Origin of the sequence: Mycobacterium sp. SA01 (genome assembly GCF_041287105.1) — a bacterium.
GTDB lineage: Bacteria > Actinomycetota > Actinomycetes > Mycobacteriales > Mycobacteriaceae > Mycobacterium.
On the sequence record NZ_JBGGNO010000012.1, the window covers coordinates 91,034 to 104,144 of the forward strand.

Below are 13,111 nucleotides of genomic sequence, written 5' to 3' on the forward strand. Positions count from 1 at the left end.
CAACGAAAGGTCATCGTCATGTCGCACGTCATACTCATCTCCGGAGCATCTCGCGGGCTCGGGCGCGCCATCACCGAGGCGGCTCTGAGCACCGGGCATCGCGTCGTCGCGGGCGTTCGTTCCACAACGTCGCTCGACGACCTCGCGGATCGGGAACCCGAGCGCCTGGCCGTCGTCGAACTGGACGTCACCGACGACGAGCAGGTCCGCGCGGCCGTGGACACCGCGATCCAACGGTGGGGGCGCCTCGACGTTCTGGTCAACAATGCCGGATACGCCAACATGGCTGCCGCCGAAGACGTCGATTTCGACGACTTTCGCGCACAGGTCGAGGCGAACTTCTTCGGCGTCGTCCGGCTCACACAGGCCGTGCTGCCCGTCATGCGTCGACAGCACACGGGCCACATCATTCAAATCTCCTCCGTCGGCGGTCGATTGGCGCGACCTGGGCTGGCCGCCTATCAGTCGGCCAAGTGGGCTGTCACCGGTTACTCCGGGGTCCTCGCCCAGGAGGTCGCCCCGCTCGGCATCAAGGTGACCGTTCTGGAACCGGGGGGAATGCGCACCGATTGGGCCGGCTCGTCGATGCGCATCGCACCAGTCCGCCCCGAGTACGAAGCAACCGTGGGCGCTGCCGCCGAGCTGAGCCAGTCCGCGAATCTCGGCGCCAGCGATCCGGCGAAAGTCGCTGCGCTGCTTCTCGATATCGTCGACATGGACGCGCCGCCCGCTCGATTGCTGGTCGGCCCCGACGCCTACCGTTATGCCACCGCTGCCGGTCGTGATCTGCTTGCCGCCGACGAACGCTACGAGGCGCTGAGTATCTCGACGGCAGCCGACGACGCCACGGCCGATCAGCTCAACCCGCTTGGCGCCTAGCCGATCAGGTCTGACCAGAACGGCACCGTCGACGCCGACTTCCGCGACGGATCAGGATTGACGTAGTCGAATACGTCTGCGGCGCAACAACTCACGTCGGTCTGATAGATCGACAGCACCGGGTGCCCGGACGTGCCGCGCCCCGCGGGCAGGTAGTGGTTGGCGTGCAGCGGTACCAGCTGCGGCACCCGCGCCAGGTGGTAGTTCGCACTGCGCAACGCGTCCTTCATCCGGGCCGGCCGCACACCCCAGTCGGAACCCCAGAAGTCCTGCCATTCGACAGCGAACAGGATGCCGTCGACGGGCAGCCGCAATCGTTGGTGCAGGCTCCGGCGCCGCGCCGAACGCCAGTCCGGCCACGAATCTCCAACGGGCAGACCAGAAGACAGAAACGCTCGATGGTCGTCGGCGAACTCGAAGCCGAACTCGCCTTCGATCCGTGCCAGCTCCTCGTCGCTGAGGCCGACCGCCTTCGTCGCCATGCGCTCAGTACTTGTGCTGCGGCCCTTGGGCTTTCTTGTACAGCGCCTTGAGCATCGCGTCCCGGAAGGTGGCGTTGTCAATCAGCTTGATCCCGGCGTTGGCCACCTGCGGGTATCCCAGCAGCTTGTGGAAGTAGCGTCCCCGCTTGTACTCCCGTCCCCATGCGGCTTCCATGCGCTGCCCGTAGTTGGTGAAGTCGTCGGGCCCGCCGTTCTGCAGCGCCGCGATCGCGCACTCGCCTGCGGCCAGACCGGACTCCAAGGCCTTGGAGATGCCCGCGCCTGAGGCGGGCTTGCCGGCGCCCAGCGAGTCGCCGGTGAACAGAACACCCGGCCGCCACGGGGGCCAGGCCGTGAACCCCATCGGCAGTCGCCAGGCCCGAACGCTCTTGTTCTTCTTGAGCTCCTCGATCGGCGGCAGTTCCCACTCGGGTGGGAGGGTGCGCAGGAAGTCGCCGAGGAATTGCGTGGCGTTGATCGACTGCCAGTTCTTGTAGCTGTTGACGTAGCCGAGGCCGATGTTGAACACCCCGTTGCCCATCGGGAACACCCAGCCGTACCCGGGCAGCTGATCGCCCTGGAACGCCAGCTTCAAATAGATGTCGAGGCTGTCCGAGTCGGGACGGTTGGCCGGCATCTCGGAGCGGATCGCGATCGCCGAGTAGCCGTTGTATTCCGAATCGATCTTCAGCGCCCGCTTGATCGGGGAGTAGGCACCGTCGGCGGCGATCACCGCGTCGCCGAGCACCTTCTCACCGCTCTTGAGCACCACACCGACCACTCGGCCGTTGGCGTCGAGCTCTGGTCCGGCCACCTCGGCACCTTGGCGCACCGTCGCGCCTGCCGATTCGGCGTGCTTGAGCAGCAATGTGTCGAGGTGCTCGCGACTGACGGTGTGGCCGTGGTCGGGCATCCCCGGACGCTTGGGGAACGACAACTCCCACTGCGACGGACTGAAGACCGTCACGCGGTTGACCCGATGGAACGTGTTGACCTCGTCGGCCAGGCCCATCTTCTGCAGGTAGCTCACGGCGCGGGCGGTCAGGCCGTCACCGCAGGGCTTGGCCCGCGGGAACTGGGCTTTGTCCAGCACGACCACCCGTGCGCCGGTCTGCGCGGCCTGCCACGCGGCCGCGGATCCTGATGGCCCTCCGCCTGCTACCACCAGGTCGAATCGCTCGGTCACTACGTCTCGTCTCGGTTCGATTATCGGATGCGACGATGCTATCGGAGAACGCCCTGCCGCTCTGCCCGGCGATGGCCTGCGTCAGACCGATGTAATAGTCGTCACGCAAGGTCGGCCCTGGTCAGCCGACACTGCAGGTACAGTTCTTGACGTGCGTAAAGTCTCCAGATCGCGGTCGGGGTCCGAGCCCGGCAAGGTCGACGCGCGCAGTGAGCGCTGGCGGGAGCACCGCAAGAAGGTCCGTGCCGAGATCGTCGACGCCGCGTTCCGGTCGATCGACAAGCACGGCCCCGAGGTGAGCCTGCGTGAGATCGCCGAAGAGGCCGGCACCGCCAAGCCGAAGATCTACCGGCACTTCACCGACAAGTCAGACCTGTTCCAGGCGATCGGCAAGCGGCTGCGCGACATGCTCTGGAGTGCGATTTTCTCCAACATCGACGCCGCCACGGACCCGACCCGGGAGGTCGTCCGCCGTGGGGTGGCCGAGTACGTCAACCTGGTCGAGCAGCACCCCAATGTGCTGCGGTTCATGCTCCAGGGGCGCTTTCCCGAGCAGTCCGAGTCCACGCAGCGCGCACTCAACGAGGGGCGCGAGATCACGATGGCATTCGCCGACACGTTCAACAACGAGCTCAGTGGCATGCAGCTCGATCCCGCTGCGCTACAACTGGCTGCGGCGGCTGCGTTCGGCGCGTGCTCGGCGGCCACCGACTGGTGGCTGGGCCCCGATCCGGACAGCCCGCGCCGGATGCCGACGGACGAGTTCATCAATCACCTGACCACGATCATGCTCGGAACGGTCAACGGCACCGCGGACTTGCTGGGCGTCAATCTTGATCCCGACCGCCCGATTCACGACGCCATGCAGCGCCGTGTCGCTGCCGGCTGAGCCCGAACACACCTAGGCGATACCGCCGGTATTGGGTATTTTGGTCGCATGACCGTTGTTGAGCCTGCCGTCGCCGACGCCACCACCGAACCCGTCCACACCCGGGCGCTGGTCATCGGCACCGGCTTCTCCGGGCTGGGGATGGGAATCGAGCTGCAGCGCCGCGGCGTCGACTTCCTGATTTTGGAGAAGGCCGACGACGTCGGTGGCACCTGGCGCGACAACAGCTACCCGGGCTGCGCCTGCGACATCCCGGCGCACCTCTACTCCTTCTCCTTCGAACCCAAGCCGGACTGGACCTACATGTGGTCGCTGCAGCCGGAGATCCTGGACTACCTCAGGGGTGTGACCGATAAGCACGGTCTGCGCCGCTACATCCATTTCGGCGCCCGCGTCGAACGCGCCCACTGGGACGACGCCGAGTATCGCTGGCACGTCTTCACCGAAGACGGCCGCGAATACGTCGCGCAATTCCTCATCTCCGGGGCCGGTGCGCTGCACATCCCATCCATCCCCGATATCGAGGGCCTGGCCGACTTCGAGGGGGAGGCGTTCCATTCCGCGCAGTGGGATCACGGTGTCGACCTCACCGGCAAACGGGTCGCGGTCGTGGGCACCGGAGCCAGTGCCATCCAGATCGTCCCGGAGATCGTCGACAAGGTCGGCGCACTGCAGCTCTACCAACGCACCCCGGCATGGGTGCTGCCACGGTCCAACAATCCGATCCCGATGTGGATGCGCAACGCGTTCGGCACGGTGCCCGGTACCCGGGCGGCGTTGCGCACCGGCATCTACTGGTTCCAGGAAGCCCTCGGCTTCGCGATGACCAAACGCCCCGAGCTGCTGACGCTGGGGGAGATGGCCGGCAAGTGGAACATCCGCCACCAGGTCAAAGATCGCGACCTTCGGCGTCGGCTGACGCCGAGCTATCGGGTGGGCTGCAAGCGAGTTCTGTTCTCCAACAGGTATTTTCGTGCCATCGCCGAGCCGCGCTCGGAGCTGGTGACCGACCGCATCGCCCGTATCACCCCGCACGGGATCGTCACCGAGGACGGCACCGAACGTCCGGCCGACATCATCGTGTTCGCGACCGGCTTCCACGTCACCGACTCCTACACCTACGTCGGCATCAAGGGCCCCGGCGGCGAGGATCTGGTGGACCGCTGGAACCGCGAGGGCGTGCAGGCGCACCGCGGGATCGCCGTCGCCGACATGCCCAACCTGTTCTTCCTGCTCGGGCCGAACACCGGACTGGGCCACAACTCGGTGGTTTTCATGATCGAGTCGCAGATCCGCTACGTCGGCCAGGCGATCGGTGCCGTCGACAAGGCCGGTGCGCAGGCGCTGGCACCGACCCGCTCGGCCCAGGACGCCTTCAACGCCGAACTGCAGGACGATCTGCAGGGTGCGGTATGGAGCACCGGCGGCTGCAGCAGCTGGTATCTCGACGAGCACGGCAAGAACCGCACGCTGTGGAGCGGCATGACGTGGCAGTACTGGTTGTCCACCCGTTCGCTGAAGCGCTCGGAATACCGCTTCTCCGGGGTGCGATGACCCGACACGCCGAGCCCCGCCTCGACGCGCGTCGGACCTGTGGGTTCGACACCGCCGCAACACAAGTTGTTGTGTTGCGGCGCGTTGTCACACCCCAGGGGTAGTGTTTTGGTCGTCAGCCGGAAACGGGGCAAACAGCGTGGTGAAGTGGGGTTTCGGTGAGCGATGGAACGAAGCTGATCGACCGGGCGACGGCGATCAACTGGAACCGTGTCATTGACGAGAAGGACGCGGAAGTCTGGGATCGCTTGACCGGTAATTTCTGGTTGCCCGAGAAGGTGCCGGTGTCCAACGACATCCCGTCGTGGGGCACGCTGACCGCCGACGAGAAGCAGCTCACCATGCGCGTCTTCACCGGCCTGACACTGTTGGACACCATCCAGAGCACGGTCGGCTCGGTCAGCATGATCCCGGATGCACTCACCCCGCACGAAGAAGCGGTGCTGACCAACATCACGTTCATGGAGTCGGTGCACGCCAAGAGCTACAGCTCGATCTTCTCCACGCTGTGCTCGACCGCCGAGATCGACGAGGCGTTCCGCTGGTCGGAGGAGAACGTCAACCTGCAGCGCAAGGCGCAGATCATCCTCGACTACTACCGCGGTGATGATCCGCTCAAGCGCAAGATCGCCTCGGTCTTCCTCGAAGCGTTCCTGTTCTACTCCGGCTTCTACCTGCCGATGTACTGGTCGAGCCGGGCCAAGCTCACCAACACCGCTGACCTGATCCGGCTGATCATCCGCGACGAGGCCGTGCACGCGTACTACATCGGCTACAAGTTCCAGAAGGGCTATGCGGTCCAGACCGATGAGCGTAAGCAGGACCTCAAGGACTACGCCTACGAGCTGCTTTTCGCGTTGTACGAGAACGAGATTGAGTACACGCAGGATCTCTACGACTCGGTCGGGCTGACCGAGGACGTCAAGAAGTACCTGCGCTACAACGCGAACAAGGCGTTGATGAACATGGGCTTCGAGGCGCTGTTCCCGCGCGACGAGACCGAGGTGAACCCGGCGATCCTGTCGGCGCTGTCGCCGAACGCCGACGAGAACCACGACTTCTTCTCCGGGTCGGGTTCGAGCTATGTCATCGGCAAGGCCGTCGTCACCGAAGACGAGGACTGGAACTTCTAAAGTCCTAGTTTGGCGGGATTTTTGAACAAGGGCGGGCTGAAAGCGGTCCGCCCTTGTTGGCCAATCAGACGGTCGCAGAGCAACTCTTGCCCACATTTCTCTACGCTGTGGAGATGGCAGCCGTCGCCGCATGCGAGACCAAACAGGGCAAGCGGTACCGGGTTCGCTACCGCACACCGGACAACCGCCAGACGAATAAGCGTGGATTCAAGACGAAGCGACGCTGAGGCCCTGTAGCGCGCCTGTAGTGGAATGAAAATGAAAGACGAAGTTATAGCTACTAGAACCGCTGTATCCAAGCCTACTTGATATGGATCTCTTGGCCTCTGAACTGGTAAAACGCTCACAACGATGTTGAAAACCACTGCTGCAGAGCCCAATAACCATGTAGTTTCACTCCAAGTTGCCATCCTCGGTTCAAGTGGGAACGCGAAATCGTCTGACATCGAGACGCTTTGGGTCAGTCAGAGCCCGGATGGTCGGTGGTGATACCTATGGACGCTGACGCGGTGTACGACGTCCGATACACCTACGTCGAGTTGTGCGCCGCGATGGAGGCGGAGGCGGCGACACTGCCGCCGGAAGCCTGGCGATCGGGCGAGTGGAACCTCAATGAGACACGATTGACGCCGAGCAGGTGGGAACCGACCTATAACACGTGGACATCTGGAATGTTCATTCTGGGGCGCCGTGTCGATACATTTGCTGTTGATCTTGGCGCAGCCTATGTAACGTCGTTGAACGGCCGGACGACATAGGAACCGCCTTGGTGGGAAACTAGCAACCCAAAGAGGCTGACGAGGGGGGACATTGAGCGAAACCAACGAGGGCGCTCAATCTCGCCGTCGCCCGTTGGCGGGGGTGGCAGATGAGGAATAGGCGTCTACGCCGGAGGAGCACTGGTTCGACGGGAGGACGCCCAGTAGGGTCTGTCGTCGCAGGCGCAACCTTGCTCCTTTCATCAGTCGTGGCGCTGACTACAGCGTTCGCCACTACTGCTCGGGCCGATGATTACTACTGGCCGAGCCCTGAGGCGTACGCGATGGAACATGACAAAAAGATCTGTAACACCGTCGCGGAGACGCCTACTGCGCACGAAATTTGGGCAATTGTCTCGATCGTCATGTCGCAGACGAACCTGAACTATAAGCAGACGCAAAGGGCAATCGGTTACGCGATAAAGGCGTCATGTCCAAGCTACTTTCCCGTATTCATCGACTATCTGAAGAAATATCCTTAGTGTCGACTTTCAAGAACGCCCCTAGTCTCTATGCGGTGATCTTGGCCGTCGCCAAGTAGCGCCGCCGCACAGGCACCAACGCTGGTGCCAGACGCGACGATGAACTGGTACACCGAGGGGAAATGTTGCGAAACATCTTGAGGCAGGGATGCCTCGCTGCTATCAGCTTCAGCGCGTTGCTGCCTGCTGTTCTTGGGTCAACTGCACAGGCCGAACCAACCAGTTGCGACCCGTATTCTCCGACAGGTCCGGCGTGCCCTAGCCGCCCGACGGGAAATTGCGACCCGTATTCATCGAACGGGTTTCTCGGGTGCCTTGGAGGTAATTGGCAAGACGAGTCGGCTGGATCGGCTGCAGGTGGTTCGAGCGGACCGCCTACCATAACCAACCCTAAGGACGTGTACGCAGTGACCGTGGCCGACGTATACGCGCTGATTTGCAATGACCTTGACGTAAACGGTGTTTCTGTGGCGAGTGTCGAAGACATCTATCACGTGCTGTATGCCGCGCCATACGGCTACGGAGGCCGCGATGCGGGCACGGCTGTAGCTATGGCGGTCAACACCACATGCCCTCGCCATCAACGCGCCATGGATGAGGCAAAGCGTCAAGCGACCTCATGATCAACACGGACATGGTCACTCCCTAGCATGCGCCCATGGCTCTGAGAATCGGTGAGACCTTCGCCGGATATCGGGTCCTGCGGCTGCTCGGCTCAGGGGGGATGGGCGAGGTCTACTTAGTGCAGCACCCTCGCTTGCCTCGGCAAGAGGCGCTGAAGGTGCTTCGAGCGGACATATCCAGCGACCCCTCCTTCCGGGACCGGTTTATCCGGGAAGCGGACCTCGCGGCAGGCCTACGGCACCCTCACATAGTCGGCGTACACGACCGAGGCGAGCATGAGGGGCAGCTCTGGATCTCCATGGACTACATCGACGGCACCGACCTCGGCCAGCTAGTGGAGCAGCGGTACCCGGCTGGCATGCCCGTCGAACTCGTCGTGCCCATCGTCAGCGCGGTGGCCAGCGCGCTGGACCACGCCCACAAAAAGGGCCTGCTGCACCGGGACGTCAAACCCGCCAACATCGTGGTCGCTGACCTCGACACCGACGACCCGACCATTTCCCTCTCCGACTTCGGCATCGCCCGCCCGCTCGAAGACACCAACGGCCTGACCACGACGAACATGACGGTGGGGACCGTCGCTTACGCAGCGCCCGAGCAACTTATGGGCGAGCCGATGGACGGGCGAGCTGACGAATACGCCCTCGCCGCAACGACGTACAACCTGCTGACCGGCGCACAACTGTTTCCTCACTCCAACCCCGCCGTCGTCATCAGCAGACACCTCAACACGACACCGCCCAACTTGCGTGACTGCCGCCCGGACTGCGCACGCTTAGACGAAGCACTCCAGAAAGCACTCGCCAAGAACCCGGCTGACCGTTATGCGTCCTGTTCCGCGTTCACGCAGGCCTTGAACGCTGCAATGCCTGGACAGGCAGGTGCGTCCGCCAACGCAGCCACTCAAGCGGCAGGCCAACCACGAACACCCGCTTCCGCAATTGGCGGAACCCTAACCAAACCGCCCGTTCGGCGATCTCGGCTTGTCCTTTGCGGAATGGGCGCAATCCTCCTCGTCGTGATCGTGGTCATCGGGGTGCTCTGGCTGCCCGCGCAAACGAACACTTCCGCCGTTTCGTCGAGCACCGCACCGACCACTACGAGCGCGACTACTGCGCCTCCGTTACCCCCTGCGCCTCCTCCTCCGCCGCCGCCGCAGCCGACACAATCTGTGTCGACCCCGGCGCGGCCTACTTACCCTCCCGCCGGAGCCCTGGGCTCAGCCTGTCCGCCACCAGGCGGAGCTATCGGCACAGGCCCCGACGGGGCGATCTACTACTGCTCACGGGTTCAATACACCGACGGATACGAATGGTCCTTGACGCCAGGGGTGATTCCGAACACCAACGTCGCCATGACTCCGTATACCCCGCCGCCGCCGTCGGAGGTGAACCCCCTAGGCCCTGCGCCGATGGTTCCTTGCGAAACTCCCGGCGCAGTCGCACCCGGAACGCTTGGCCTTATGGAATGCAAGCAGATCTTCGCTGGAGGTGGCTGGTTCTGGGGAGTCGCGTCCGGGTGACCTCGTATCTCCATGGCAGGTCGCACGCTGCGGTGAGCGATGCCGTCAACAGTTCCGACGGCGGGTAGCTAGGCCTCACGAAAAGCAGCTAATGCCTGTCTACAGGGAAAAGAGCCCGTACTCGACCACCTCGGATTCTTGCCGCCACGTCGGAGCACTTGACCCGTTGAGCGTCGACATCATGAACGCTGTATTCGCGAATCGCTTGTGGAATCACGCTGACAGATAGCGCCCGTTCGTAACGGGAATTGGCGCGCCGCCCCCCGGCCTCTGCAACGTCTACTTCATTGCCGCAGTCGCTGGTGGGGGCGGGGTAGCGAAAACTAGAAATACGAGAACTCTCGAAGGCACGCAAACGTGGCCGCAGTCGGTACAAGCGTGCAATAGCCAGGGCGCTCCTCGTCGGCGCTCCTGATATTCGAGGACTTGCTGGCCAAGTCGATCATCGAACCTGCTGACGCGCTTGACATGATCAGGGTCGATCAGCCCAGCCAGTACCCTTCCGGCCTCGCCGCCCTTTCCGGCTGTGGTCCGTTCGGATTGACTTGCTGCAATGTTGACGAATTCATAGAGCGCACCTCATCTTTGTTGCTATAACCCTCCCAGCGAGTTCACGGGTAACGGTGTTCACAAATCGAGGGGGTTATGTGGCAGGTAGCCATCGATCGGGGCAGCGGGGCGGGGGTTCGGCGCGTAGCTGCAGGAGGATGAATGATTGGCGTGCCGCCGGTCGCCAGCTGCAGAAAGATTATGGGCCAGCTGCGCGAAGGTTCCTGCTAGCTGCTGCGGCCAAGGCCTTTGTCGGGGGTGAGGGGAATGAGTGATCCTGCTGGCGACGCAGTGAATCCCCTCTCTGAGAGTGCCATATCGGCCGCCGTCGGCGCTGTCACGTCACTCTTTGGGTTAAACCGAATCGGATTTCCCCTTGGGACGTATATTCACTGGGCAATCTACATCGGCTTCAGTGTGGGGATAACGGTGATCGTCACCGTAGTCGCTGGTGCGATTGCGACGGCTTTTCTATTGTCCAGAACAGTTAGAAGAGTGGTCGAGTGTATTTTGACCGCGCTTTTCAGCTTGGTGATCATAACTATATTGGGTTTCTTTAGTGTTCCAACGGCTGTGTCATCGACAACGTCGCCTACTCCGCCAGCAAAAGCGGCGCAACCGCGGAACACGGATATGTGCGACCCTGGCACCAGTGAACTCTTTACTTCAGTTGCGGCCGATCTCGGCGTTCAAGGCCTAGGTGCATCCGGTACAGCACCCTACACTTCCTGCCGTTTCGCGATGGCAGTGCGGGACGCCTACGCACGGCAGTACGCAATGGGCTCTAGCGGCGGGGTTTCAGTGATCAGCCCGACAGTTCCCGGCCTGGGACCAATTCCCATGGACTGTGGGGCGATAGCGGACAATCTCATTAAATGCAATGGTGGCAATAACGCGCATGTTTACATTTTTTGAATTGACGTATGGCTGTTCATAGATCACTCGCTTGTGCCGGGGGCGGCGCAGCTCCGGCAATAGCTCCTCGGTGGAGGCAGGCGACAGCGCGTCGGTGGTGTGGAAGTACTATCGCCGTTCGGGGCTGTCGCGCCGCAGTGGCACGCATTCTTTGAGTTTGCCCCCGGCGATGTCGAAGGTGCCCGCTACCCAGGCCAGCCTGTTCTCCGACATCGCGTAAGTTCCCGGACTCGCGCGGCGCACACTGGTTTCGATGTCGGCCAGCGTGCGCACGGTGAGCTGGCATGGGCCAACACCGCCCCCGAACATTCGTCTCGGAATAGTCGACATTCAAGACACTGGCGAACTCCCGTAGCTGTCTTAAAAACGATGGGTTGCCGAGAAATAGGCGTACTGGACGCCTCCGCCGGGCGAGCTGGAACAAAGGGCTCCTGTATGTGTCTCGAAAACTAGTCTCATAACTGATATTCTCAATACCTGGAATCCGACGGGTTTATGAGACGGGGGTGCAATGGCAGTCATTGGGTACGCGAGGGTCTCGACCGCCGACCAGAACATGGCGCTGCAGCTCGATGCGCTGAAAGATGCCGGGGTTGAGCGTGTGTTCCGCGACCAAGGCGTTAGCGGCTCCACTTCGGACCGTCCCGGCCTCGATGCTTGTCTCGATCACCTCCGCGAAGGCGATGTCCTCACGGTGTGGAAGCTCGACCGTCTCGGACGCAATACCCAGCATGTGCTGACGGTCGTCGATCAACTGACGTCACACGGCATCGGCTTCCGCAGCATCACCGAGGGCCTCCACACCGAGGGCGCGATGGGTAAAGCCATGCTCACCATCATGGCGGCGTTCGCCCAACTCGAACGTGACACGATGATCGAGCGGACCCGCGCCGGTCTCGCAGCGGCTGCCGCCAACGGGCGTAAGGGTGGGCGTCCCCGCAAGGTCGACGACGTCGATGCCGCAAAAGCGCCGGACTTGCGCGACAAGGGCATCGCGGCCACCGACATCGCGAAGATGCTCGGCGTCTCTCGCGCCACGGTGTACCGCTACTTGTCGGAGTTCCCGTCGACCGTCGCGTGAATTACTTCGAAAGACGCGGGGCGCTTGACCAATTCGGGGATGAGGTCGTCATGCACGCGGTTTAGGTAATGGGAGACCGGCGTCCTCGTCAGATGTCGCTGCCGGCACATCTTGGACGTAGTAACTAAAAGCCGCTGAACTCTGAACACTTGCTTCGTCATCGTGTCGCGTAGTAAGACTCTTCCAACCTCTGGAAACCAGGGAACGCCACATGAGCAGCAGCGAATACGACCTGGACTGGTACGACTTGAAGAACAACCGTGTTCTGAAACCGTACGTGCGTGGCGACCTTGAGCGGGAGCGGGAGCGGGAGCGGCGTAAGGCCCGGCATCGCGCACTGTTGAAACAGGGATATTCAATTCGCGAGATTGCCGCGATGGGGACGAGTTTTATGCGTCAGAGAAGGCACCAACGAGACGAGACCATCCGGGACTTGCACGGCCAAGGACGGACGCAGCAGCAGATAGCTGATGAGCTCGGCGTCTCAAAAACCACCGTTAACAACGCCATCCATTACGCGGTTCTGACATACAAGAATGGTTGAACCGATTACCGGCGACGCGCCGCTTCTAAGACTGCCTCGATGTGCGCCTCGGTGGCGCTCCACTGATCCAATTCCTGCTGCCAGTTTTTGCGGATACTCAAACCGAACTCGGGAGCTGACTTCTTGCCTTCATACTCGTGATCGACGAGCGGGCTGACGGGCTCCAACCACGCCGTCGCCGGAATCAAGTACAAGCCCGGCCAGATCTCGTGATCCTGGTCGAAAACCACGACGCCGACAGCTACCCACGGTTTCAACGCGAACGTTGACTTCCTCATGAACACGTAGCTGCCGGGGTGGACGGACTTCACCTGGACCATCGCATGTTGGCCATCACCGACGTCAACAACTAGGTCCACTCCGCGATCGTCGGCGAGAGGCCGGTACACCTGGTAACCGAAGAGCGCGATCCGGCTGGCGAAGAGAAGTTCCCCCGCTGCACCCAAGCCGAGGTGGCCGGGGGCTCGCCCGCCTAGCGCGGGACGCTCTGAAGAATCGGATTCGGCTTCCACG

General features: G+C 62.4%; 13 protein-coding genes. 9 read left to right on the forward strand and 4 right to left on the reverse strand.

The genetic code is table 11. The features are described from left to right. Window positions 1-18: 18 nt before the first annotated feature. The gene (locus tag AB4879_RS03875) at window positions 19-879 is read left to right on the forward strand and encodes an SDR family NAD(P)-dependent oxidoreductase (RefSeq protein WP_370506515.1); all 861 of its coding nucleotides are present in this window, start codon (window positions 19-21) and stop codon (window positions 877-879) included. Here AB4879_RS03875 and AB4879_RS03880 read toward each other — a convergent pair. Both AB4879_RS03880 and AB4879_RS03885 read right to left on the reverse strand, forming a co-directional pair. Next, window positions 876-1,361 carry a hypothetical protein gene (locus tag AB4879_RS03880; protein WP_370506516.1) on the reverse strand — a complete coding sequence of 162 codons (486 nt, stop codon included), beginning with the start codon at window positions 1,359-1,361 and terminating at the stop codon, window positions 876-878. The two genes, AB4879_RS03875 and AB4879_RS03880, sit on opposite strands and share 4 nt — an antisense overlap. A 4-nt stretch (window positions 1,362-1,365) precedes the next feature. Then, window positions 1,366-2,547: a geranylgeranyl reductase family protein gene (locus AB4879_RS03885; protein ID WP_370506517.1), complete on the reverse strand. Its 1,182-nt coding sequence runs from the start codon at window positions 2,545-2,547 to the stop codon at window positions 1,366-1,368. Between the two features lie 151 nt (window positions 2,548-2,698). Here AB4879_RS03885 and AB4879_RS03890 point away from each other — a divergent pair, with 151 nt between their 5' ends. The 6 genes from AB4879_RS03890 (at window position 2,699) to AB4879_RS03915 (ending at window position 9,509) form a co-directional block, all read left to right on the forward strand. After that, complete coding sequence (locus tag AB4879_RS03890; protein ID WP_370506518.1) at window positions 2,699-3,436, forward strand: TetR/AcrR family transcriptional regulator; 738 nt, start codon at window positions 2,699-2,701, stop codon at window positions 3,434-3,436. 48 nt (window positions 3,437-3,484) lie between these two features. Next, a complete protein-coding gene (locus tag AB4879_RS03895; protein ID WP_370506519.1) occupies window positions 3,485-4,990 on the forward strand; it encodes a flavin-containing monooxygenase in 1,506 nt (501 codons plus the stop codon). Window positions 4,991-5,148: 158 nt separating this feature from the next. Continuing rightward, window positions 5,149-6,123, forward strand: a complete 975-nt coding sequence (nrdF, locus tag AB4879_RS03900) for a class 1b ribonucleoside-diphosphate reductase subunit beta (protein WP_083116674.1) — start codon at window positions 5,149-5,151, stop codon at window positions 6,121-6,123. 494 nt (window positions 6,124-6,617) lie between these two features. Next, window positions 6,618-6,881 (forward strand): hypothetical protein, encoded by a 264-nt coding sequence (locus AB4879_RS03905; protein WP_370506520.1) that lies wholly within the window; start codon window positions 6,618-6,620, stop codon window positions 6,879-6,881. 889 nt (window positions 6,882-7,770) lie between these two features. After that, on the forward strand, window positions 7,771-7,986 hold the full coding sequence (locus AB4879_RS03910) for a hypothetical protein (protein ID WP_370506521.1): 216 nt from the start codon (window positions 7,771-7,773) through the stop codon (window positions 7,984-7,986). Window positions 7,987-8,087: 101 nt separating this feature from the next. Continuing rightward, the gene (locus AB4879_RS03915; RefSeq protein WP_370506553.1) at window positions 8,088-9,509 is read left to right on the forward strand and encodes a serine/threonine-protein kinase; all 1,422 of its coding nucleotides are present in this window, start codon (window positions 8,088-8,090) and stop codon (window positions 9,507-9,509) included. A gap of 1,572 nt (window positions 9,510-11,081) precedes the next feature. Here the strand turns inward: AB4879_RS03915 and AB4879_RS03920 are convergent. Further along, window positions 11,082-11,303, reverse strand: coding sequence for a hypothetical protein (locus tag AB4879_RS03920; protein WP_370506522.1), 222 nt, complete (start codon window positions 11,301-11,303; stop codon window positions 11,082-11,084). Between the two features lie 181 nt (window positions 11,304-11,484). On the opposite strand from AB4879_RS03920, the gene AB4879_RS03925 reads away from it, so the two are divergent. Beyond that, entirely contained in the window at window positions 11,485-12,054 is a 570-nt protein-coding gene (locus AB4879_RS03925; RefSeq protein WP_370506523.1) for a recombinase family protein, read from the forward strand. Window positions 12,055-12,265: 211 nt separating this feature from the next. Beyond that, window positions 12,266-12,598: a sigma factor-like helix-turn-helix DNA-binding protein gene (locus AB4879_RS03930; RefSeq protein ID WP_370506524.1), complete on the forward strand. Its 333-nt coding sequence runs from the start codon at window positions 12,266-12,268 to the stop codon at window positions 12,596-12,598. Window positions 12,599-12,603: 5 nt separating this feature from the next. Here the strand turns inward: AB4879_RS03930 and AB4879_RS03935 are convergent, their stop codons facing one another. Then, window positions 12,604-13,110 (reverse strand): hypothetical protein, encoded by a 507-nt coding sequence (locus AB4879_RS03935; protein WP_370506525.1) that lies wholly within the window; start codon window positions 13,108-13,110, stop codon window positions 12,604-12,606. Between the last annotated feature and the right edge of the window lies 1 nt (window position 13,111).